The organism is Peterkaempfera podocarpi (assembly GCF_042466665.1).
Lineage (GTDB): Bacteria > Actinomycetota > Actinomycetes > Streptomycetales > Streptomycetaceae > Peterkaempfera > Peterkaempfera podocarpi.
Genome location: NZ_CP162102.1, coordinates 8343764 through 8367682 on the forward strand (window position 1 = coordinate 8343764; position 23919 = coordinate 8367682).

Genomic DNA, 23919 nt, shown 5'->3' on the forward strand with positions numbered 1-23919 from the left:
GTCAGAAACGGCAGAAGCCCCACCGGATTGTTCCGGTGGGGCTTCTGCCGTTTCTGACGGCCCGACTGCCGGTTATGCGCTCAGCTCCGGCCAGGCACGACTGAAATGAACAATTCGTGTCGCCTCGGCGAGCGGGCTGCCGGAAATGTTCATGATCACTCGAATGCAGTCCATCGGAGAGAAGCCGATTTCTCGCAGGTGGGCCAGGATCGCATCCACTTCGACCCCCTGCTCATTCGACCGGGCCGCCCACTCCGTACCGGACGCCCTCGCTGCTTCGCTGATCACGTCGATCCCCTCACTCGCCCGTCGGGATGGGGAACGTCATGTCTGGCCTGTGCCCCACCGGACCCGAGACTCTCACGCCCGCGATCCTCAGCTTATACCCGCCGTAACCCTGCTCCGACAGAGCGGGCAGGAAAACCCGCCGGATCTCTCGAAGCATCAACGCGGTCCCCTCCCTCCCGAGAGAGCCCCGAGACATCCCGCCCTGGCCGTAGACGGCAATATCGGAGAGAACTACTTCCTTGTCCGCGATTGACACATTGGCCATCATCTCGATCGGCCCCTGGGGAGAGTCGACGACGTGGTAGAGAATGTTCCCGTCCTCGACATTCCCAATGCCGCACATGCCGCCGCCGGAATTGTGCACCAGGATCGGCGTGCCGCCTGCGACAACGTAGTACGTATGCAGCTGCTCGACGGTCAGGTTCCAGCGGTCGGCCGTGCCCGGAGTCGCCTTCGTCCCGACCACAGAGGGATGCCGGCCGCTTGTGCTGGCGAGCTGGTGACCGGCCTTCAGATGGTCGGCGCGGACCCAGGTGTGGGTGGTGTCGTCCCAGAACGGGTGGTTCGCAGTGGTGTGGAGGACTGCTGTGTCCCCTTGCCCGGCCGTGACGGTGATGTCGAGCAGATCTGTGTCGTGATTGATCCAAACATGCTCGACTTCACGGCCGCCCTTGTCGGAGCCGTTCGATGGATCGGCGGATTCGACTTGGTCGCCGAGCTTGATCTTCTTGATGGGCTTGGTCTTGCCGTTGGCGAGCAGGACGGGAGTGTCCGGCGCGAAACTGCACGGCATGCCCAGCTTGCCCCCCGCGTAACCAGCGATTGCTCCGGCGAGCGAGGAGAGGGCCAGCGCTGTCTTGTTGCTGCAGTCGTCGACGCACTGGGACACGAATCCGGACATGGCTCCGACCGCGGCGACGCATCCTGCACCTGCCGACTCGGGGCACAGTGCCGCGCCTATCAGGCCCACCGCGAGCCCCGCAAGGGTGCCCTTGGTGCCCTTCCAGATGTCTTCCCAGGTCAGGGGTCCGTTGATCGCCCATCGGAGACGCACCATGATGGCGTTGTAGGCGGAACTGCCGGGAACGTTCCACGTGGTGGGGCTCTCGCGAATCACCATGTGGAGATACGCGCGGAACTTCTGCAGACGATCCGGCGGAATCTTCTCAAGGAACTTCTGGGCAGCCGTCGTCGGAGGCTTGCTGCTGGGAGAGCTGCCGTTCCTGCTCGCGTTGCACGACTCGGTGGTGTAGTTCGCGCCGCAGCCGTTCAGGTGCCCCTTGGGGTGCTTGCTGTCCTTTTTGATCTGGTCGGGGTCGCTGGTCGGGGCGGTGCCGGGTCCGCCGGTCTCGTTGACGCACTCGACGGTGACGCAGTAGGAGCCGTAGAGGCCGGTGGGGTCGCTGCTGGTGACGGGGCTGTTGTTGGAGTAGGCGTAACCGTTGAGCAGTTGCGGTTTGGTCGGGTCCAGGACGGGGTCGACGGAGAGGAACCGACCGGTGTCCGGATCGTAGTCCCGGGCGCCGAGGTGGGTGAGTCCTGTACTCGGGTCGCTGGTGCCGCCGACGAAGCCCTTGTCTCCGGGCCAGCTCGAGGGCGTACTGCCACGCAGGGCACCGAAGGGAGTGGTGCGGCGCTGCTGCATGGTCAGGTCGGTGCTGTTGATGGCGAGTTGGCTGGTGCCCTGGTGGTCACCGATGAGGAAGGAGAGTTTGTTGTCGTCGGTGCGGATCGCCTGGTTTCCGTCGCCGAGGTCGTAGTAGCGGGTGGCGTGCGGGGTGGTCGATCCGGTGGCCAGGGTGATCTCGGTGTTGCCGAGGAACAGGGTGGTGGAGCTGTCCGTCCGGGTGATCAGCCGGATGCCGTCGGCGTCGTAGACATAGGAAGTGGTCGCGGTGCCGCCATGGCCGTCGTCCGCACTCACCTGGGCGAGATGGCCCTCGCTGTCCCAGATGAGGGTCTGCTTGCTCCCGGCAAGGGTGCGGGTCTGGGTGTTGCCGTCGTCGTCGTAGGTGTACGAGTCGGTCGAGGAGCCGCTGGGACCGGTTGAGTCCACCTGGCTCAGTGCGTGCGGGTGCGGGCCCCCGGCAGGGGGGTAGCTGTAGTTCTGGACGGTGTCCTGGGCCGGATCCCCGGTCAGGGAGTGGTCGGTCTCGGACTTGCGGTCGCCGACGGTGTCGTAACCGAAGGACTGCCAGTACGGTGCCGGGCCGCCGAGTACCGACGCCGAAGGGGTTGCTGCGCAGCCGGCGGATCCCTGTGCCCAGGCTTCGGTCAGTCGGCCGACGAAGTCATAGCTGAAGCACTGCGCGTCGGTGCCGTCCCGGGTGACGTCCGTGACGGAGGTGATGTTGCCGGCCTGGTCGTAGCCGTAGGTGGCGGACTTGTCGGTGCCGGGGACGTCCTGGCGGTCGACGCGGGAGTTGGACAGGCGCTGGGTGCCCCACTGGTAGGTGTTGGTGACCTGGGTCATCTTCTGCCCGGCCGCCTGGTAGGTGTACTGCAGCGGCTGGCCGATGTTGCTGTAGGTGGTACCGGTGATGTAGGTGGCGCCGCCGGAGCCGGAGAGGGTGACCGGTCGCAGCACGTCGTCGTAGGTGGGAAGGACCGCTTCGGCGGCGAGGCTTCCGGCCGCGGGGTAGCCGAGCGACTGGATGGTGCCGTCCGCGTTGTACTGCACGTTGCTCTGGTAGGAGCCGGCCAGCGAGCCCTCGGCGGCCGGGATGGTGGTGGTGGTGCGGTGCGGCCGGTAGAGGTTGTCGTACAGCTGGTAGGCCAGCGTGTAGGCGGAGCCGGTCGCGCCGCCGACGTAGCGGGTGGCGGAGGAGAGCTGGCCCTTGAAGCCGGTGGGGTCCCACACGTGCTTGGTCAGCAGCGGGCCGGTGGCGTCGCCGTCGTGGGTCTCGGTCTCGCGGCCGAGACCGTCGTAGAGGTGGGTGACCGACTTGCCGCGCTGGTCGGTGGTGGACACCAGCTGGTTGCGGTCGTCGAAGACGGAGGTGGTGGTCCCGTTGTCGGGGTCGACCGCCTGGTGCGGATTGCCGCGCTGGTCATAGGTGTAGGACCAGATGTTGCCGGCGGGGTCGGTCAGCTTCGCCAGCTTGCCCGAGGGTGTGTCGTCGTAGAGCGTCTTGTCGTAGGCGCCGGTCGGGGTGGACGCGTGGTACTGGTCCAGCTCGCGGGTGTTGCCCCGGGCGTCGACGATCGTGGTGGTCGGGGTGGCCCCCTGCGGCGGGGTCACCGTGGTGCGGTCACCGCCGTAGGCGGTGGTGGTGGTGGACAGCACCTGGCCGCCGTCGCTGTTGCCGGCCACCTGCTGGGTCTGGGTGATCCGGCCGAGTCCGTCGTAGTCGTTCCAGGTCTGCGTCTGCACCGCCGAAGGGGTGTCAGGCGAGGAGAGAACGGTCGAGGGCGCCTTGGCCGTGTAGTAGGGGGCGAAGGCCCTCTCCACCAGGCCGCGGGCATCGTAGAAGGTGTCGGCCACCAGCATGCCGCCCTGAGGGCCCGGTGTCTGGGTCTGTCGTGCCCGCAGGAAGCCGTCGTAGAAGGTGTAGCTGGTCTGCGTGCCCGTACCGGCAAGCGTGGTGGTGCCCACCGCAGTCGGCTTGCCGTCGGTGATGGTGTAGGAGAACGAGTAGTTGGGGGTCTGGCTACCGGCCTTGGACCGGTCGGCGAGCCAGATCTTCGCATTGCGGCCGAGCGCGTCGTAGACGGTGTCCGTGCGCTTGGAGTTGGTGTCCACCACGGTCAACGGCACGCCGCGCACCGCGTCCAGTGTGGCGGTGGTGGTCTGCGCGGTGGCGGAGATGCCGGGAGTGGCCGGCGGTGTTGTCACGGCCACCGTGGTCGGGAAACCGGTGGTCGGGGTGAAGACCATGGTGGTGGTGTGGCCGTCGTTGCGGTCGGTGCGCTGGGGGGTGCCGGTCTCGGTGGCCGTCACATTGCCGGTGAGATCCGTGGAGGAGACCACGCGCCCGTAGGCGTCGTAGGCCTTGCCGGACTCCAGATAGGTGATGGTGGTGCCGTCGTTGGAGTTCAGCGTCGCGAAATGCGTTGCGTCACCGAGGGTCGGTGCGGCGCCGTAGGCCTGCCCGTCGTAGGCGGTGAGGACATCGGAGATGACGTCCTTGGAGTAGTTCGGGGTGGCTGAGCAGGCCACGGACAGGGTCAGCACCCGCGCGGACGCTTCCAGGATCCAGGCGCTGGTGTTGTCCACGTACGTGGTCCTGGTGCACTGGTCGTCACTGGACGTGGACACATCGCCCTGGTCGTCGGTGGTGACGACGCGGCCTGCGGTGTTCTCGAAGGTGTTGGTGGCGTCGGTGCTCCGCCAGTTGGCGCCGGCGCCGTTGTCGAGCGAGGTCCAGGTGCGGGTCTCGGCGGTGCCGGTCAGGTTCGCGGCGATGGTGCCCCAGCTGCGGGTCACCGATGCGGTCTGGTGGTGCCACGGAGTGCTGACGGTCTTGTCCAGCACCTTGCCGCCGGGGCCGGAGTAGTCCTCCGTCTTGTACTCCACCCCGGACAGGGAGTCATGGTCGGTGATGGTGCCGCCGTTGTCATCCGAGACGCTCACGCTTCGGGTGCCGCCGGAGGTCTTGTCGCCGTCCATGCCGCGCAGGAAGTAGTGGTCGGTCTGCGAGAGCATCCCCACCGGGTCCTGCCCGCCGGTCTCCACCCGCACATGCCCGAACCCGCGGAAGGTGGACCAGGTCTTGTACTTCTCCTTGGTGAGGCCGTCGTCGGAGTCGAAGTGCCACGCAGTCCCGCCCAGGTAGTCGTACCTGGTCACCATGTCCGGGGCGGTCTTGGTGCGGTCGGTCTGGATGACCTGGTCCACCACGTACTTGTTGAACCACTGCAGGGACGGGTTCTCATCGCCCTGCTTGGTGAAGTACTGCGGGAAGCACAGCGTGGTGTTGGAGTCCGGGGTGGGGAGGTCGGAGGCGTCGCAGGCGGCGGTGGAGTAGGTGACGTCGATCTGCCCGCCGGACTCGTCGTCGACGGTCGCGAGGCGTTCCTTGATGAACGGCGAGGTGTTGTCACCGGGGATGTCCAGCCGGTTCGCCCGCTGGTCGTAGCCGAAGGTGACCTTCGGCAGGGTGATGTCGGGGGCGCCTTCGGGCGTGTCGGCCTTTCCTGTGTGCTGGATGGAGGCCAGTTCCAGCTGGTAGTCGATGTCGGCCATGCCCCACTGCTGGGCCAGGTCCCAGGAGTCCACCGGCGTGTAGGTGCCGTCGGACTTCAGCACCTGCGTCGTCACCGAGCTCAGTCGCGTGCGCGTCCAGAACGACGGGGCAAAGTTGCTGCAGTTGCCGCTGGACTTGCAGTTCAGGTCCCACGGCGTGTCGTACCAGTAGAAGGAGTTGGTGTCGATCTTCGCGGCGTCGCAGGTCCCGGAGGTGGTCTCCAGGCACCGCTCCGAGGAGGCGAAGTCCACCCGCGCGAGCGCCTTGGCCGAGTACACGGCGGTGGACTTCAGCCCGTACTCGATGTGGTCCAGGGAGCCGCCGCGGTCGTAGGCGGTGGGGCTGGAGGCGGTGTTGTCGCGGCCGTAGTAGCCGGACTCCTTGGTGTAGTAGTAGGCGATGGCGTTGCCGTGGGTGTCGACGGCGTAGTCCAGGTTCCACCGCCAGCCCTGCTGGCACCACGAGGCGGCATAGGTGGAGGCGTTGCAGGGCTCGCCGGAGTTGTTGCCGTAGACCGGCGCGGTCCAGGTGGAGTTGGTGGCCGTGTTGCCGCTGGCCCAGCCGGGCAGCCGGTTGTAGCCGAAGTAGTAGCGGGTGCCGTCGGTGGTGGTCACCCGCCAGTACTCGTCGTTGTGAGCGCCGTTGGAACGCACATCACTGGTGCTGCCGTAGATCCGGTCGACCTTTGTCCCGTCGTCGCCCTTGATGCGGAACGAGTTGGTGCCGGTCGCCACCAGCTGACCGGAGTGGCCGTTGAAGGAGATGGTCGCGTTGTCGTACGCCCAGCACAGGTCCCCGACCTTGTAACCCGAGGCGTCCTTCACCCCCTCGTCGGCACAGGGCTTGTAGCTGCGCTCGATCGACCCCGGCCACAGATTGAAGCCGTCGCCCACCCAGGACGCCTGGTTGTTGGTGTTGCTGGTCCGGCCGTCGACCCCGCTCGAGTCGTACGACAGACCCACGCTGGGGGCGAAGCTTCCCGGCACAGTCGGCACCGGCATGTCATAGGACCACGAGAAGTCACCCGTGTTCAGACCCACGTTGAACGTGGACGACGGAGAGAGCGAGGTGGCGGAGTAGTCCCCCTGGTCACTGGAGGCGCCCGTGGTCGCCGCCAGCACCACCGCACTGCTCTTCACGATGCCACTCGAGTAGCTGACGGCCTCACTCGAGGAGGTGGGACTTGCGGAACTCAACGCCACCTGATCGGCACTCAGCGTGTGCGAGACCGGATCGTTCGCCGTACGCAGCGGAGTCTGCCTCGTGCACGACGGCTTGGTCGGCGTGGTCAGCGCACACTCCGGCAGTTTCACCAGGTGCAACCGGGCCGTGTACGCGCCGCCGTAGGCCTGCGCATATCCGGAGTCGTCGACACGCACACCCACGGTGCTGCCACCAGAGCCCGGCTGCGATGTGACGGTGAACAGGAGTCCGTCCACCCCGGCAGCCCGCGCGGCCTTCTGATCGAGCACCCGCACCTGGGCGGCGCCCGCCAACGGAGCGGCCTTGCTCGCTTCCGCACCGGACACGGCCTTCGCGGAAACCGTGGACTTCCTTGGCGAGACCGCCAAGGACACCGGCAGGTCTCCGGCCCGTACGGCAACCGCCTTGCCGGATGCCGCAGGCAGGGTGACGGTGGCGCTGCCAGGCTCGGCCCAGGTGTGCTTGGGTGCCTGGGCGGGATGGTGGGGCAGGCCGTCGTGCTTGCGCGGCACCGTCGTGGTGACCGCGTGGCTGGCAACCGACTTTCCCGCAGATGGCCTGCCCGGCATGTCATCCGCCTGGGCCACAGGCGCAGCAGTCGCCTGCAGCACGCTGGCGACCAGTAGGCCACACAGAAGCAAGGTGACCTTGCCTTGTGCCCCACCCGGTGCCTTCCAGCCTCGTATCACGATCGTTCCGTCCCCATCCCTCGACGTCCGTCGCAGAATCGCTGCCGCAGTTCGGATGCGGCTCGCGCAGAAACTCGCGGTCACCTGGTTCAGCTCTCCTGGTTTGGCTCTCCTGGTGGGGCGGCGCACGGTGACCGTTGCGCCGCCCCGGGAGTTACTGCTTGGTCAGGGACCGGTGGTGGTGTTCAGATCGACGCCGGAGGCGAGTGCGGCGATCTGGGTGTCGGAGGCGACTCCGGTGAAGGCCCAGACGTCGTCGATGACGCCGGGCCAGTACTCGCCCCAGGTCGACGTGCCGGTCTTGATACGGCCCAGCTGCAGGCCCTTGGTCGCGTCGAACGGCAGGACGGAGGAGTTCCAGGACACCGTCTCGGTGCAGGTCGGATCGTCCGGCGTGCCGTCGTCGTCACTGTCCGAGCACAGGTTCTGCTGCAACTCGCCGTTGACATACAGCCGCATCTGCCCGGCCATCAGGTCGTAGACGACCGTGAGGTGATCCCACGCCCCGTTGCTCTGGAAACTGGTGTCCGGAGCAGTCGAGACGGTCGCCGACGTACTGTCCGCATTCGCCATCTGCAACTGCCAACTCCCCGCGTTCGCCGGGTCGCCGGAGTCGGGCACATACCGCACCGCGAAGCCGTTGGCGTTGGTCCCGGCCATACTCATCACCGTCACCGGCTTGGTCGGCCGCGCCGGCGTGGACACCCACGCGCTGACCGTGAAACTGGTGTTGGTGTGGATCGGCGAGACACTCGTCGACGCATACCCGGTGGACGTGCCGTTCAGCACCAGCGCGCCCATACCCACCACACTGCTGCCGCCGGTGGCATCGACCTGCGCGCCGGTGCCCAGCGTCAGCGGATGCTGATCTGCTGCGGTGGGCAGCGAGTCCGGTGAGACCTGCGGGGTGCCCGAGGCCGACTCCAGCGCCCACCGGCCGCCGACCTGAAACTGACTGTCATACATCGCCGCGGCCTCCGGCGCGGACAACGCCCGGTCGAACAACTGCACGTCGTCGACCTGCCCGGGGAAGAAACTCCCCGGCGCGCCGTCGTAGGACCCGGCGCCGATCTGGGTCGGGCCGCCGCCGTAGAACGGCGCGGTGAACGTGGTGGTCGCCACCCATGCCCCATTGACATACAGCCGCATGTCATCGGTGTTCGCATCGTAGGAACCCAGCACCTGCGTCCACACCCCCGCCGGGGAGCGGGTGGTGTCGCCCTGGGCGGCGCGCACGATCGTGGCGCTGTCGGAGTCCGCGGTGTAGGCGTCGAACGACCAGCCGTACGTGGCCGAGTAGTACAACTCGAAACCTGGACGATACGTGCCGATCTGGGTGGCGATGATCGCGGCATGACTCGGCTTGGTGGACAGTTTCGCCCAGCCCACCACCGAGAAACTGTGCACATTGTTGACATGCGAGGAACGCGTGGCCGCATACCCGGTGGTGCCGTCGAGCGTCAGCGCCTGATCCTGCGCACCCGCACCGCCCGCCGCCACACCCCCGTGGAAGACCGCCGGCTCCACATCCGCCCGCCCGCCCACCTGGGTAGTGGCGGTGCCGTCAGCCTGGGTGGCCGCCTCGTCCAGAGGGAAGACCGCACGGGCCGGACGCCCCGTCCCCAGCGGCTCGCCGTTGTACAGGTGCGCCACGTCACCGGCCACCAGCGCTTTGTCGAAGATCCGGACATCATCGATCGTGCCCGGGAAGAAACTCGCCGCGGAACCGGAGTAGTTGCCCGCCCCGATCTGCAGACCGCGCCGGGCATCCCATGGCGTGCTGTACGCGGTCGACCCGACCAGCTGGCCGTTCACGTACAACGACAGCACATCATCGATCGCGTTGAAGCTACCGAGCAGGTGGTACCACTGCCCCGCCACCACCCCACCGGAGGTTGAGGCCATCGCCCGCACCGGCGTCGCCGAGGCTGAGTCGGAGGAGTACTGGTTGAACACCCACCGGTCGTACACCTGGGAGTAGTACAGCTCGAAGCCCGGCGCATTGTTGCCCGGCTGCGCAGCGATGATCGCTGCAGTTGACGGCATCTGGTCGAGCTTCACCCACGCCGCCACCGAGAAACTGATGTCGGTGTGCACCGTCGGAATGTCGGACGCCAGATAGGAATCCGTCCCGTTGAACTCAACACCGGTACCCACCTTGCCCGGCACACTCAGCGTCGGGGAACCCACCAGGTCCAAGGTTCGGTCACCGGCCGTGCCGACGGCCTGCGTGGCACCGGCCGCATCGTCCAACTGCCACTGCGCTTCCGCCGGCTGTCCCTCCTTGACCCGGAACTCGTACACCTCCGGCTCGGAGATGTTCCCCGCACCGTCGTAGGCCACCGCGTTGACGAAGTTGGTGCCCGCCCGGGTCGGCCGGAACGTGGCCGTCTTCGCCGCGCCGCCCGAGGTGGTCACCGTGTGGTCGGCGTCGCAGACCGGATCGGCGTTCACCCCGTAGCAGTACTTGACCACGTCCGTGGCCGTGGAGTCGAAGGTGAACGTGCCGTCCCGGCCCACCCCGTCATACGACGGGTCGTTGGGGTCGGCGTCGTTGATGGCCGGATAGTCCCCGGAGGTGATCACCGGCCCGGCCGGCACGCTGGTGTCGTACACCCAGTAGCAGTCGGTCGCCGACCCCGTGTACGACCACGGCGAATAGCTGTAGTACGTCCCCTCGTCGTAGTCCTGCGAGCGGACCGCCCAGCCGATCGTCTTGTTCTTCGGAATCGCCTTCCCCGACAGCGTGGCCGTCAGCTTCGTGGAGAACGTCGACCCGGACTTCTTCGGCCCGATCTTCGCCGACGTCCACTGGGTCGTGAACCCCTTGCCGTCGCCCGCGTCCCACGACAGCTCGAACTGGACACTCACCTCGTCCCCGTCCGGGTCGGTCACATTCCCCGCCGTGATCGAGGGAAGCGACCCGATCCGCACCGGACTCGACGGACTGTGACACGAACCGCCCGGGCTCATCGACAGCTGCGACATGCTGATCTGCTTCGGCGGAGCGTTGTAGTGCACCCGCAGATACGCATCCCTGGAGAACCGCTTCCACCCGTACGGATCCGACTCGTCCGACGCCTGCAACCCGAAACTCGTCGTCGAGGAGTTGTGCGACGCGGCGTACTTCACCCCCGAGGTGGCATCGAACTCCACATCCGAGGCAGCGCAACCGGAATAGCCGTGCGCCTCGTTCACCGTGTCCAACAGGTCCAGCCAGTTGTCCGACGAGGAGTTCCACGTCGTCCCCGACGTGAACCCCTTCGTCCGCCACAACTCGACCTTCCTGGCACCACAACTCGCCGACCAGGTCTCATGCCCCACAAACGTGGCACTCAGGATCGACTTCCCCGCAAACCGCGACGTGGGGAAGGAGTAGAACAACCGCTTGGTGTCATTGGGCGCACAGTAGGACCAACCGCAGTAGCCCACCCCCTCATCCGCATCACCGTTGAAGTGATACTGCGGACTGGACGCCCAGTACTTCGACACCATCGTCCAGTCCCCCGCCTTCGGGGTATACGTCTGCGGATCGATGTACAAGGGGTAGGAGGTGGCCGCACCAGTCAGCAGGGACGCATCGGGCGTCAGCGTCAGCTGCGACGTTTTCGAGTCGACCGCGGCCACGATCGGCGCCACACGCGACGAATCCGTCGGACCCTGCGCCGGATCGCCACCGCCACTGTCCGAGGACGCATCCAGCATCCTCGCGCGGGCACCGGCGGCCGCACTGGCAGCGGCGCGGGTACTGGCGGTAGCGGTGGTGGTGGCGTCGGTACCGGAATCCCACATGATCGGCTTCGGTGCGGCGAACACCACACCGCCACCCGCACTGTCGGTGGCCTCCAGGCCCCCGTCCGCCGTCGTCGCCAACGTCAGGCCACTGGCCCGCACCCCGAACGTCAACCGCGCCAACGCCGGGTTCCTCGCCGCATCCGCGGTGTTGACCACCACCAGCTCATGGAACCCGTCGACATCCGCACGCATCTGCAGATCCACACCCGGCAGCACATCCGCGTAGGTCGCGGTGTCCCCACGCAGCGTCGGAGCCGGCAGCGCCGACGGCCAGGTGTACGACAACGTCCGCCCGGCACGATCCAACGTCACCAACGGACCCGAACCACCACCCGACAGCGTCATCCCCACCGCCGCCACCACAGGCCCGACACTCCCGTCCGACCGCTTCACCAGGGTGTTGTCAACCGCCTTCCACACCCCGCCCACCCGCGCCCGCACCGGCCGCAGATGCTGATCCGTCTCCAACCCGCCATCCGGGGTCGCATACGTCTCACTCGACTCATCACGCAGCGAGGAAATCTCGACCCGGTCCCCTGTGGACGCCGCTTCCGCCAGCGCCGCGGCTGTGCTCACCGCAGGCTTGACCGGCTGACCGGACGTCGAGACCCCGGCAGGAGCGGTTGCCGCGCCGGCGGCCAGCGGCGGCACCAACCCGGCCGCCAAACCTGTCACGACCAGCGTCGCCAACGCCCTACCCACGCGTACGCGCGTGCCCCCACCGGCCATAACACCCTCCCGCCGTATCGCTCCCACGAACGTGGCGCCGAGGACCCTCAGGCAGGGCACACCTGCCCGACGGAACGACCAGGCGCTGCACGCACGTGAACGATCCACGAAGATCGCGGACATGACAGTAGGAGGAGGGTCATGTACAGGTCCAGATGAATGGAATGGGACATCGTGCCCAACAGGCATCAAAGATCACGAAGTATTGAGTGATACATGTCACACGGCATAGCAATCGAGGTCACTGGGCTGCATCCTGCTCATCGGCCAGGAGGCATGCGGCGAGCGGCTCCATGGCTGCATCGAGATTCATGACCGCTACGCCGACCAGAACGGGTTTGACGAGAGCAGGCACACCCCGGCGGAGAGTGATGGCCGCCCGATCGACCTGAACCTGCCGGCAGCCGTCCACACCCGTTCGAGCGGTGCTCCGTCGGCGCTCCACGGCATGGCCGGGAACGCCGCACACGGTGAACGCACCTGCACGCACCCGACCGCGCAGCGCGGTGCGAGGGATCACTCCCGCGCCGGCGGGGAGGGCGAGCTGTGGGAGCAGCACGAGCCAGGGCCTGTCCTGGCGACCGTCTGGAGGGCGCCCCGGTGGTACTTGACCGGAGATCGCGGGAGGGGTGGACAGGCAGACGGACGGTGACTGGCGGCATGCGGCTGTCATGGCGCTCGGCAGGCTCGGGCGAAGCCATGACCACCGTGGCGATGCGCTGTGCCGCCTGTCGTCAGTGAGACGGAGGACCTACGAGAGATCCACGCGATGTCCGACCTACTCACCGAGCAGGTGTCCGGCAGGGGATGACTCCCTGCCGGACACCGCGCATCTGGTCCCGCTCGAACGGCCGAGGCAGTTCGCCGCGATCCTCACCGACTTCGTACGTCGCGGTCCAGGAACATGTCACTCCTGAGACGAGCGTGTGAGCGCCGGGGACGAACACTTCCGACGGCGCCCCACGATCATCTCTCCGACCCTGTTGCGGAGACGGTCCGCCGTTGCAACGGACGGAGGATCACCTACCCGGTCGATGACCGGATCGAGCCACTACCCGAGCGTCAAGTCGTCGACGTAGACGTTGGCTTGGCCGTACCAGCCGTGGACGAAGACGGTGACCGTTCCGCTGCTGCCGGTGGTGAAGGCGACCGTCAGCTTGTTCCAGCTGGTGCTGTTGGACCAGGTGCTGGCGCTGGCGCCGCCACTGACGCCGATGTAGGCGTAGGGGCCCTGGACCCAGCCGGACAAGGTGTAGCTGTGGTTGGGCGACAGGGTGACGGTCTGGTCGCATTCACCGGTGGCGCTGGAACTGGGGGTGACCTGGAGGGCGTGGCTGCCGGAGTGGACCGGGGTGGAGACCACGGTGCTGCCGGACTGGCAGGTCCAGGGGCTGAGGCTGCCGGTCTCGAAGCCGGCGTTGGTCAACGAACCCCCGCCGCCCCCGCCCCCGCCGCCGCTGGTGGTGACGGTGAGCGTGTAGGTCGCGGTGTGGCTGCCGGTCGAGGCGGTGCCGGTGACGGTGATCGGGTAGGTGCCCGCGGCCACGGAGGAGCCGACCGTCGCCGTCAGCGTCGAGCTGCCGCCGGAGGTGACGGAGGTGGGGCTGAGGGAGACGCTGACGCCGGAGGGCGCGCCCGAGGCGGAGAGGCTGACGGACTCGGCGCTGCCGGAGGTGACTGCGGTGGAGACGGTCGCGGTGGCGGAGCCGCCCTGCGCGACCGACGCGGAGCCCGGAGACAGGGCCAGCGAGAAGTCACTGGTCGTGCCGCCACCCCCGCCGCCCTGGTACCGGACGAACGCATCGGTGAACGCGAGGCTGCTCTGGCTGATCTCGCTGCACGTGGACAGCGAGTTGGCGCTGCCGCTGCACGCCTGGTCGCGGTTGACCGACCAGAACGCCAGCCGGCCGACACCGTGCTGCGCGGCGAAGCTCTCCACCGTCTGGGCATCTGCCAGGGTGAACGTGGAACCGTCGTCGTTCTTGCCGATCATCGGGGTGATCCCGAGGTTGGCGTAGGTGTAGCCGGAGTCGACGGACTGCATCTGCGCCAGCGTGGCCTGGGCGGCGGAGACCGCGCCCTGGCCCATCTCGGTGCCGGTACCCGCGTAGTAGTCCATGGTCATGATGTTGACCACGTCGATCCTGATGCCTGCGTTCTTCGCGGCCTTGAGGATGTTGACGCCGTCGTTGGTCAGACCGCTGGTCAGGACGGGCAGGGTCATGGAGAACCGCAGGCTGGGGTTGGATGCCTTGAGGTCCTTCATGGCCTGCATCTGGCGGGCCGCGGCGGCGGTGTCCGCGATGGCGGCGCCCTCGATGTCGAAGTCGAGCTGGGTCACGCCGTAGTCGTTGATGATGGCCTGGTACCCGGCGTCGATGCTGCTCTGCGTGGAGCAGGTCCAGGCGAGCGGCTCGCCGCTGGCGCCGCCGGAGGAGATGATGACGGAGGCGCCTTCGGACTTCGCCTTGGCGATCTCGGGGTCGGTGAAGGAGTCGGCACCGATGGGGAGGGTGTCGCCCCAGATCTGGGTACAGCCTTCGCCGAGCACAAAGGCCGCCGTGTAGGCCTTGAGCCCGTGTCCGGTTATGGCGGTGTCGAGCATGCCTTCCTGGCCGTTCGACATGTCGACGTAGGGGGCGACGGAGTAGACGTTGGTCGCGGCGGCGCTGCTGGTGGGAGCCAGAATGCCGACTGAGCCGGCGGTCGCGAGCGCGAGAGCGCAGGCGGATGCGGCAAATCTTGCCAAGCGCATGACAGTGACCCCTTCAGGGATGCCCGTCGGGTGTGGGGGGTGTGGGGGGATCGTGCCGCGCAGGCCTGGCGGTGGTACATACCAAACCTCCTGTACGCGTCCCCGTCAAGAGGACTAGACCAACTTGCGCTCGGCCGTGTATCGGAAGTGGATCTTGAGCGATAAATGATCGTGGTTCATGGAGGCGGAGAGATCTGAGACTGCGTTTGAGATCTCAATTCAGGCGATGCGCGGCTGTCCTGCCGGGATCGAAACCCGGTTGCACCGTGGTGAAGGATGAGGGACGTGGTTACCAAGGAACGGGCCGTGGAGCTGGTCGAGGCCCTGCTGTCGGAAGAACGGCAGGAGTCACCATGGATGGCGCAGCTGCCCGAGCCCGCTGTCGTCGGTGTGGAGGAGCACGCCTTCGGGTGGCTGGTCTTCTGGCAATCGGTGGAGTACATCCGCAGCGGCGACGTCGGGAAGATGCTGGTGGGCCACGGGCCCTATCTGGTGGACCGGCAGGATGGGAGCATCCACCACATCCCGGTCACCACCTACGGATGCGAGGGCTGGGAGGAGCTCTACCTCCAGCAGGTCAGGGGCGTTAAACCGCCCGATCCGCTGATCACGGCTGTCGAGGTTCTCGTGCACTCCGACGGGACGATGGCCGCCCTACGTCACGTACGGAGGCAGGCCCCCCTGATGGGACTGCAGCAGGCGAAGGCTTATGTCACGGCCATCCGGAACGGGAACGAGCCCCCGGAGGAGCTGGTCGGCCTCACGCCGAAGCAGGAGAAGCGCTCGCTTCTGTCGATCGAGACCCTGGCTGGCCCGGCTCGGTAGCGGTCCTGCAAATGGGACGGGGGCCTGGCCGCGTGGCCGGTCGACCTCGTGCGAGGCGGCGGACCATGACACCGATCATCGCCCAGCGGATCATCGTCTCCGAGTGGGCCGGGCTGGTCTCGTAGTCCCTGGCGAGGCGTCGGTGGGCAGTGAGCCACGAGAAGGTACGCTCCACCGCCCACCGCTTGGGCTGGACCTGGAAGCCGCGCTGAACTGGGTCTTTGCGGACGATTTCCAGGTCGCGGCCGAGAATCTGGGCAGTCCACTCGACCAGGCGGCCGGCGAAGCCCTGGTCCGCCCAGACCTTCCGGACCCCGGGGTGGTCAAGCCTGGTCCACAGCAACGGCCGCTTCGCGCCGTCGCGGTCCTGGATATTCGCCGCGACGACGTGGACGGCCAGGAGAAGGCCGAGGGTGTCGGTGACGATGAACCTCTTGCGGCCTTTTACCTTCTTGCCCGCGTCGAAGCCCCTGGTGGCAGCGGGGACGGTATCGGCGGTGCGAACGGACTGCGAGTCGATCAGGCCCGCGCTCGGCTCCGCGCCGCGGCCCTCGGCTTCACGAACCTTGCCCCGCAGGGCGTCATGGATGCGCTCGACGGTGCCGTCGTCGTGCCACCACGTGAAGTACCAGTACACCGTCGGCCACGGAGCGAAGTCCTTCGGCAGCTGCCGCCAGGCACACCCGGTCCGCACCACGTAGAAGATCGCGTCTACGATCCGCCGCCGTGGATGTTTCTCACGCCGGCCACCCTTCGGACCCACTCGCGCAGGCGGCAGCAACGGCTCCACCAGCGCCCACTGCTCATCCGTCAGGTCTGACGGATACCCACCCCCAGAAGTGACCACACAGAGCCCAACGACCTGCCCAGCCCCAGGACACGCCAGATCTCAAACACGGTCTGACAGACGACGGTCGACGGCGACGGCGACTGGAAGGCGGTGCCGCGGTTGACGTGCTTGCCGGGAGAGAGCCAGGTCGTAGCGCAGCGTGTGAGTGTCGAAGACCGTGCTGACTCCAAGTTTGGAACGGTACGGGCACCCGCTGCTTCAACAGGCGCCGCGGTGGGCGGGACGATGCTTGCGGTTTCGGCCATGGTTGGGACTGATCGAGTAAGTGCCTTTTTCCTCAAGCTCTTGACCATCCGCCAGCATGGTCCTGGAAGTACGTACCACCTGAGGGAAACCGCCGATGTCGGCTCGTGGTGCGCCATGTCCGTCTTCTCGACCGCCACCGTTTGGAGACAGCGATGTCTGACTTTGTCGCTGGACTGCCGTGTCTTGCTGCGGGGCACAGCCGGGGCCGCGGGCCTGTCGGCCCTCTGGGGGGACCTGCTGACCGCCTGCGGCGGCTTCCTTCGCCGGCAGGCGGCCGGTCACCTCCGCCCTCGCCAGCCTCCAGGGTCAGTTCGTCAGTGACCAGAACCTCATCGCGCCCCTGCGATCACCGCGGCCGCCCCTGCACTCGTCGTCCACCCGCTGCTGCGGCATTTCGTCACCTGCCTGGCGCTCGGCGCCGGCAAGGGCCGAACGCCCCGCACATCTCTCCCTCCGCGCATCGCGTGCACGTGATGCGGGCGAGCACCACCTGGGCTCGCCTCTTCCCTCACCGGCCCCGGACGAAGGGCCGACATCACATTCCGGAAAGGACGCAGACATGGCACCTGTCGGCCGTGCAGTCGGACGCCCCGTCCGCCTCGCGCTCCTGCGCTTACTCCTGGTGCTCGCCCTCGCCCTCGCCGGGACGCTGGTCGCCGGCGCCCACGGTGCCCACGCCGCCACCACGTCCACCAGCCAGTTCAAGGGCGTCAACTGGGCCGACCAGCGGGACAACTTCGTCAACGGCGTGCTGTACCCGTCCGGACTCAGCTCGTCCGACACGTACTCTTCCGCCGAGACGGTCGCCGGCCGGGTGGTCGGGCAGCTCTACGGCATCACCGGCGCCAACACAGTCCGCATGCCCATCAACGAGTCGACCGTGTCGACCAACTGGAGCGCCTACACCGGCGCGATCGACGGCGCGCTGAGCAAGGGCAACGTCATCCTCGCCTACTGGGCGTACAGCAACGGCGAACCCGCCAGCACCAGCGCGTTCAACTCGATGTGGGACACCGTCGTCGCGAAGTACGGCAGCAACCCGAACGCCTACTTCGAGGTCATCAACGAGCCCTACGGCTACAGCACCACCGACCTGGACAACCTCTACAACGGCTGGCTCACCCGGTACTCCGGCGTGCCCCGCGGCCACGTGATCCTCGACGGCGCCGGCTACGCCACCAACGTCGCCGCGGTCGGCAGCGACTCCCGCCTGGCCAACACCCTGCTGGCCGTGCACTACTACAGCTTCTTCGTCAGCTCGCCCTACAACGACGAGAACGAGTGGGCGACCGGCATCGCCGGCCTCATCGGCAGCTACGCCGGCCGGACGATCGCCACCGAGTGGGGCGCCCCGATGAGCCCGGGATCAAAGAACAACGTCTCGTACAACACCATCGACTACAGCATCCCCAGCGGGTCGTACTTCGCCGACTACGTCCGCGGCGTCAGCACCGAACTGCGGACCCTCGGCGTCGGCAGCGTCTACTGGCCCGGCCTGCGCGACGGCGACTGGTACAGCCTGACCAGCAGGACCGGCAGCGGCTCGTCCCTCGCGCTGTCGCTGGTCAACGGCTCCGGGCTGACCCGGCTGCAGTACGCCTGGGGCGTCGGCAACGGCGGCGGCACCTACGTGCGGATCAAGAACTCCGCCACCGGTCTCTACGTGGACAATGTGGGGAGCACCAGCAGCGGCTCGGCGGTGGACCAGTACAGCAGCAGCACCAGCAGCAACCAGCAGTGGGTCATCCAGAACGATGGCAACTACGTGCGCATCATGAACCGCGCCTCGGGTCTGTACCTGGACGGCCTGGGCTCCACTGGCAACGGCGCCGCGGTCGAGCAGTACAGCGACACCAACAGCACCAACCAGCAGTGGACCGTCGTCTCCAACGGCAACACGGTCTACGTCAAGAACCGCGCTACCGGCATGTACCTCGACGGCATGGGCCGCACCAGCAGCGGCTCCGGCCTGGCGCAGTACAGCAGCAGCGGCAGTGCCAACCAGCAGTGGACGATCACCGCGGCCGGCAGCTGACGCCACCGCCGGCCCGCCGGGGTCGTCCCTTCCGGGCCGGCGTTGCGCGCATCACCGGGTCATCCGGCACCGAGCTGGAGACTCGCACTTGCGACGCCCCGACCAGCAGCGGGTGCGCCAGTAGGCAACAGCGCCGGGCGGTTCGTCAGTTCGCGGGAGTTGACGGACCGCCCGCCGTCCATTCCAGTGCCCCGCGCAGATGGGTGCGGAACACCGGTTCGCGGTAGGCCTGGGGGAAGTGGCCCAGCGCGGTGACCAGGCAGCGTCCGGCACCGACCCGGTGGCACCACACCAGCGGGTGATCGACGAGCCCCATCTCGCCGCCCTCGTAGCAGTGTTCGTCGATGGAGGCGAGGACACGGACGCCCGCACGAGGGTCGGCGGTGAAGTCGTACCATTCGTCGGTCCAGGACCAGGACGTGGGCAGGGCGGCGGTCGCGGGGTGGCTGCGGTCCTCGACCAGGACCGTACCGGGCTGCGGGTCGGGGTGGCGGGTGAACCGGACACCGCCGAGGAGTTCGCCGAACCAGGGCCAGCCGCGTTCGGTGCCGGCCGCGGAGTGCAGGGCGAGAAACCCGCCGCCGCCGCGGACGTACGCCTCGAGCGTCCGGCGTGCGGCCGGGTCGAGGACGTCGCCGCTGGTGGACGCGAACACCGCCGCCACGCAGCCGTCGGCCGCCAACTCCTGTGCCAGAACCGCCGGCTCCTCGGTGTGTCGGACCGCCAACCCCAACTCGCCCGCCAGTTCCCCCAACGCGGCGACGGCGTCGGGGATGGAGTCGTGGCGGTAGCCGGTGGTGCGGGTGAAGACGACGATCCGCCCGACGGTCACTGGCCGCCCTCCGGGCGGTCGGCGGGCTGCAGCACGTCGGCGAGGCAGCAGTCGGGCATGGTGGTGACGACGGTGTCCGGGTGGGCGGCCCGGACGTCGGCGTTGGAGATCTCCACCTCGCTGTCCCCGGTGCAACCGACAGCGTCCACGCAGGCGCTCAGCTGCCGGACATCGATGTGCCCGTCGCCCGGCATGCCCCGGGACAGCAGGGTTCCGGCGGGAAGCGGCGTGATCCGGTCCCGGACCTGGAAGGACGCGACCCGCCGTCCGGCGCGGGCGATCTGCGCCTCGACGGCCGGGTCCCACCGTACGTGGCAGCGGTCGACCACGACATCGCCCCGCATGGACAGGATCCGGCCGATGTAGCCGTCGTCCACCAGCCGCTTGAGCTTGACCAGGCCCGGCAGATGCAGCTTGTCGTGGGCGACACCGTTCCTGACGCCGGCCGCACGGGCGGCGTGAGCGGGCGCCAGGGCGCCCTCGGTGCTTTCGCCGAGCGGCCGCTCGGTGTGGACGCCCTTGCCTGCCTCGCCGTCGGACAGCCGCAGGCCGCCGTTGTCGCGGACGGCCGGCAGGGAGCGGACGAGGTGCCGGCGGTAGCCCATGCGCCCGGTCGCGCCGTTGACGATGACGCCCAGCGGTGCCGTATTTATCGCGCGCCCCTCGTTCTCGGATTCTTGTGGATCGGCGGACAATCTCACCGGCCGTGCATGGCGCCCAGGTTGCGCCAGATGACGATGAGCGCGCAGCCGGGGACGGCGGTCAGGCCCAGCAGCGGTTGGCGGCCGATGGCGAGCAGCGCCACCGCGGCCACCGCCAGATTGAACAGAGCCAGCGGCCAGCGGCGCAGCAGCAGGTGGGCGGGCGCCAGCAGCGCCTGCCGACGGGGACGGGCCAACCGCCGCTCGCCGGCGGCGACGCGGGCCATGGCGGTGACGCCGGTGCCGAGCGCCAGCAGGGCGGCGACGGCCAGGGCGGGGCTGACGGCGAGGCCCAGCGCGGTGTGCCGCAGCAGGACCGCGTCGGTGCCGGCGGCCCAGGCCGGCAGGGTGTAGACCGCCCAGCGGGCGAGCGCCGGGCGGAAGGTGGCGCGGTAGGCGACCAGCAGGTCGGCGGCGCGGGCCTGCCCGTGGGCGTGCACCCGCTCCAGGTAGCCGAAGGCGCCGGCCAGGGCCGGCCCGACGAGCAGTGACAGCAGTACGAACGGGGCGGGTGCGCGCCAGGGGTGGCGGTCGGCGGCGAGCGCGGCCAGCAGCGGCGCCGTGGTGAGCGCCAGGCCGGCGTTGAGGACGAGCACATCGTGGACGTAGGACCAGATCAGGCCCCAGGTGTCGTAGCCGGCGTTGAACCGGGACGCCGGCGGCGCGGACGACGACGGGGAGGACACGGCCGGCGTCACCCCTTGAGTCCGCTGGTGGCGATGCCGCTGATGATGTAGCGCTGGCCCAGCAGGAAGATGACGAGGATCGGCACGACGGACAGCGCCGACCCCGCCATGATCATCGCGTACTGGACGTTGTACTCGCCGATGAACGACCGGAGGCCCAATTGCACGGTCCACAGGCTGTTGTCGGTCAGGTAGATGAACGGGCCCATGTAGTCGTTCCAGGTGGTGACGAAGGTCAGCAGTGCCAGGGCGGCCAGGGCGGGCTTGGACAGCGGCAGGATGATCCGTGCCCAGATGCCGTACTCGCTCAGCCCGTCGAGCCTGGCGGCCTCGCCCAGTTCCTCGGGGATGCTGAGGTAGTACTGCCGCATGAGGAACACGCCGAAGGCGCCGAACGCCTGCAGCAGGATGAGCGACCAGCGGGTGTTCACCAGGCCGAGCTTCTGCATGACGATGTACTGCGGGATCATGTACGCCTGCCACGGCACCGCGATGGTGGCGATGTAGCCGGCGAACAGCAGGTCCCGGCCGGGGAAGCGCATCCGGGCGAAGCCGTAGGCCGCGAAGCTGCCGGTGAGCACCTGCAGAAAGGTGATGACGACGCTCAGCAGGAGCGAGTTGCCGAGATAGCTGCCGAGCGGGATCTCGGTCCAGATCCTGCTCCAGTTGTCGAGATGCCAGTGCTGGGGGACCCACTGGATGGGCACGGTGAACACCTCGTTGTCGGCCTTCACCGAGGAGACCAGCATCCAGGCGAACGGCAGCAGGATCGTCACCGCCAGGACCACGAGCAGGACGTAGCCCAGGGCACGGCGGACGGTCGTCGCGGGGGTCCTGGTGGCGGTGCTCATTTCTCGCTCCTGCGCTGCGCCTGGAACTGGACGAGGGTGATGACGAGCACGACGAGGAACAGCGCCAGCGAGACGGCGGAGGCGTAGCCGAAGCGGCCCTTGGTGATGCCCTCGCGGTAGACGAGCTGGGAGAGCACCAGGGTGGCGCGGCCGGGCCCGCCGTTGGTCATCACCTGTACCAGGTCGAACACCTTGAAGCTCGAGATGGTGATCATGATGAGGACGAAGAAGGTGGTGGGCCGCAGCCCCGGCAGGGTGATGTGCCAGAACCGGTGCCAGGCACCCGCCCCGTCCACCCGCGCCTGCTCGTACAGCTCGGCCGGGACGGCCTGCAACCCGGCGAGGAACAGCACCATGTAGTAGCCCATGTCGCGCCAGGTGCTGGTGATGATCAGTGCCGGCATGGCCCAGTCGGTGGACGAGGTCCAGCCCGGCGGGTGAGCGATGCCCAGGTGCTCCAGGAACTGGTCGATGGGGCCGACGTCGGGACTGAACAGCATGTTCCACACCACGGCGACGGCCACCAGCGAGGTGACGTACGGGAAGAAGAAGGCGGTGCGCAGCAGGCGCACCCCGCGCAGTTTCTGGTTGAGCGCCACGGCCAGCCCGAGGGACACCAGCAGCGTGAGCGGGATGTGGCCTGCCGCGTACCAGCAGGTGTTCTGCAGCGCGGCCCAGAAGTTGTCGTCCCGCCAGAGCCTGCGGAAGTTGGCGAAGCCGATCCACCGCGGCGACGTGTACGAGTCCCAGTCGGTGAAGGAGACCACGAACGCGCCGAGGACCGGGACGAGCGTCAGAGCGCCGAAGCCGAGGAAGTTGGGCAGCAGGAAGCTCCAGCCGACCAGGGTGTTCCGGCGGCGCCGGCGGCGGGCCGCGGCGTTGTCGGTCTTCGGCGTCGTCGTCGGCGCCCCTGCTGCCGTGGCGGTGGCGGTCATGTCACCCGACCTCGTTCTTGACGCGGCTCTCCATCTCGGCGACGCCGGCGTCGACGGACTTCTGGCCGGTCATGACGAGCTGGTGCTCCTCGGTGAGGATCTGGTCGACGTCGGCGGACTTGTCGCTGACCGGCATCTCCAGCTGGACCTTGGTCGGCTCCATGGCGGCCTTGCTGACCGGGTCGCTCGGCATCCCGGGGGCGGCGAAGAAGGTCGACATGACGCTGGAGTCGCTGTATGCCGGGGTGATGCCGATCTTGGCGACGGCGGCGGCGCCCTCGGGGCCGGAGGCCCACTCGACGAACTTCTCGGCGTCGGGCTTGTCGGCGGCCTTCTTGTTGACACCGAACGCGGTCGGTGAGCCGAAGGTGACCGTCTGGCCGTTGTTCTGGACCTGCGGCAAGGGGGCGATGGCCCAGTCGATCGCGTTCTTGCCCTGGGTCTTCTCGCTGAGCAGGGCGGCGGCCCACCAGGTGCCCATGGGGACCAAGGCAGCCTTGCCGGTGGTGAACTGGGCGTCGTAGCCGGCCTGCTGGCTGGTGGCGGTGGCGAACGGCATGACGGCGCCGGCCTGCTGCAAGTCCAGGGCCACCTGGTACTGCGGCTTCAGCCAGCTGTAGTCGGGGCCGAGCAGATCGCCGCCGGTCTGTGCGGAGGCGACGGCCTGGACCACCGAGCGCCAGGTGTGCAGGTAGGCGCCGTACACCTTGTCCGCGCCGCTGCCGGTGGTGAGCCTCTTGGCGAGGGCCTCGAAGTCGGACCAGGTCAGGTGTGACATGTCGGTGTCGCCGACGAGCTTCTTGTTGTAGTACAGCACCCAGAAGTCCTGGCGGTACGGCAGGGCGTAGTACTTGCCGCTCAGTTTGAAGTCGTCCAGGCCGGCGTAGGAGGACTTGCTCGGCAGGGCGTTGACGGCGTCGGTGAGGTCCACCAGTTGGCCGCGGGTGCCGTACTGGCTGTAGTCGGTGACGTTCTTCACCGTGATGACGTCGGTCTTGTCGCCCCCCGCGAGCATGGCGGTGATCTTCTGCTCGTAGTCGGCGGAGAGGATGTCGACCGGTTGCACCGTGATGTTTGGATACTTGGCCTCAAAGCCGTCGATCAGAGCCTTGAACTCGGGGGTCGTGTCGTAGTTCCACAGCGCAACCTTGATGACGGTTTTACCGTTTGCGGTGTGGCTGCCACTGGAACTGCTGCTGCAGCCGGCGACTCCGGCCAGGGCGAGGGCGAGAACAGCCGGAATGACGCGGGCGGGGGTTCGTCTCATGGCTGGTGCGGCTCCTTTGCAGGCGGATGGCGGTGCGGCGCGGGTG

The 23919-nt window shown here is 67.9% G+C and carries 14 protein-coding genes; 2 read left to right on the top strand and 12 right to left on the bottom strand.

What is annotated here, in order from left to right; genetic code table 11:
- Positions 1 to 72 precede the first annotated feature (72 nt).
- From AB0761_RS36395 to AB0761_RS36415, 5 genes are all read right to left on the bottom strand, one after another.
- Complete coding sequence (locus tag AB0761_RS36395) at positions 73 to 288, bottom strand: hypothetical protein (protein ID WP_377273553.1); 216 nt, start codon at positions 286 to 288, stop codon at positions 73 to 75.
- Between the two features lie 10 nt (positions 289 to 298).
- Positions 299 to 7246: a polymorphic toxin-type HINT domain-containing protein gene (locus AB0761_RS36400; RefSeq protein ID WP_377273554.1), complete on the bottom strand. Its 6948-nt coding sequence runs from the start codon at positions 7244 to 7246 to the stop codon at positions 299 to 301.
- 285 nt (positions 7247 to 7531) lie between these two features.
- Positions 7532 to 11851, bottom strand: coding sequence for a LamG-like jellyroll fold domain-containing protein (locus AB0761_RS36405; RefSeq protein WP_377273555.1), 4320 nt, complete (start codon positions 11849 to 11851; stop codon positions 7532 to 7534).
- A gap of 280 nt (positions 11852 to 12131) precedes the next feature.
- The gene (locus AB0761_RS36410; RefSeq protein WP_377273556.1) at positions 12132 to 12449 is read right to left on the bottom strand and encodes a hypothetical protein; all 318 of its coding nucleotides are present in this window, start codon (positions 12447 to 12449) and stop codon (positions 12132 to 12134) included.
- A gap of 492 nt (positions 12450 to 12941) precedes the next feature.
- Complete coding sequence (locus tag AB0761_RS36415) at positions 12942 to 14645, bottom strand: carbohydrate binding domain-containing protein (RefSeq protein WP_377273557.1); 1704 nt, start codon at positions 14643 to 14645, stop codon at positions 12942 to 12944.
- A gap of 285 nt (positions 14646 to 14930) precedes the next feature.
- Here AB0761_RS36415 and AB0761_RS36420 point away from each other — a divergent pair, with 285 nt between their 5' ends.
- A complete protein-coding gene (locus AB0761_RS36420) occupies positions 14931 to 15470 on the top strand; it encodes a YrhB domain-containing protein (protein ID WP_377273558.1) in 540 nt (179 codons plus the stop codon).
- Here AB0761_RS36420 and AB0761_RS36425 read toward each other — a convergent pair.
- Positions 15406 to 16356: an IS5 family transposase gene (locus tag AB0761_RS36425; RefSeq protein WP_377274505.1), complete on the bottom strand. Its 951-nt coding sequence runs from the start codon at positions 16354 to 16356 to the stop codon at positions 15406 to 15408. The genes AB0761_RS36420 and AB0761_RS36425 overlap by 65 nt on opposite strands.
- A gap of 769 nt (positions 16357 to 17125) precedes the next feature.
- Between AB0761_RS36425 and AB0761_RS36430 the strand changes: the two genes are divergently transcribed.
- Positions 17126 to 18601 (top strand): RICIN domain-containing protein, encoded by a 1476-nt coding sequence (locus AB0761_RS36430; RefSeq protein WP_377273559.1) that lies wholly within the window; start codon positions 17126 to 17128, stop codon positions 18599 to 18601.
- Between the two features lie 145 nt (positions 18602 to 18746).
- Here AB0761_RS36430 and AB0761_RS36435 read toward each other — a convergent pair whose 3' ends face one another.
- Genes AB0761_RS36435 through AB0761_RS36460 form a run of 6 tightly spaced genes read right to left on the bottom strand, consistent with a single transcriptional unit; the run spans position 18747 to position 23873 of the window.
- On the bottom strand, positions 18747 to 19433 hold the full coding sequence (locus AB0761_RS36435) for a ThuA domain-containing protein (protein ID WP_377273560.1): 687 nt from the start codon (positions 19431 to 19433) through the stop codon (positions 18747 to 18749).
- A complete protein-coding gene (locus tag AB0761_RS36440) occupies positions 19430 to 20134 on the bottom strand; it encodes a hypothetical protein (protein ID WP_377273561.1) in 705 nt (234 codons plus the stop codon). Before AB0761_RS36440 ends, AB0761_RS36435 begins: the two co-directional genes overlap by 4 nt.
- The gene (locus AB0761_RS36445) at positions 20131 to 20820 is read right to left on the bottom strand and encodes a hypothetical protein (RefSeq protein WP_377273562.1); all 690 of its coding nucleotides are present in this window, start codon (positions 20818 to 20820) and stop codon (positions 20131 to 20133) included. Before AB0761_RS36445 ends, AB0761_RS36440 begins: the two co-directional genes overlap by 4 nt.
- Positions 20821 to 20828: 8 nt before the next feature.
- A complete protein-coding gene (locus AB0761_RS36450; RefSeq protein ID WP_377273563.1) occupies positions 20829 to 21671 on the bottom strand; it encodes a carbohydrate ABC transporter permease in 843 nt (280 codons plus the stop codon).
- Entirely contained in the window at positions 21668 to 22606 is a 939-nt protein-coding gene (locus tag AB0761_RS36455) for a carbohydrate ABC transporter permease (protein ID WP_377273564.1), read from the bottom strand. Before AB0761_RS36455 ends, AB0761_RS36450 begins: the two co-directional genes overlap by 4 nt.
- 1 nt (position 22607) lies before the next feature.
- Entirely contained in the window at positions 22608 to 23873 is a 1266-nt protein-coding gene (locus tag AB0761_RS36460) for an ABC transporter substrate-binding protein (RefSeq protein WP_377273565.1), read from the bottom strand.
- Positions 23874 to 23919 lie beyond the last annotated feature (46 nt).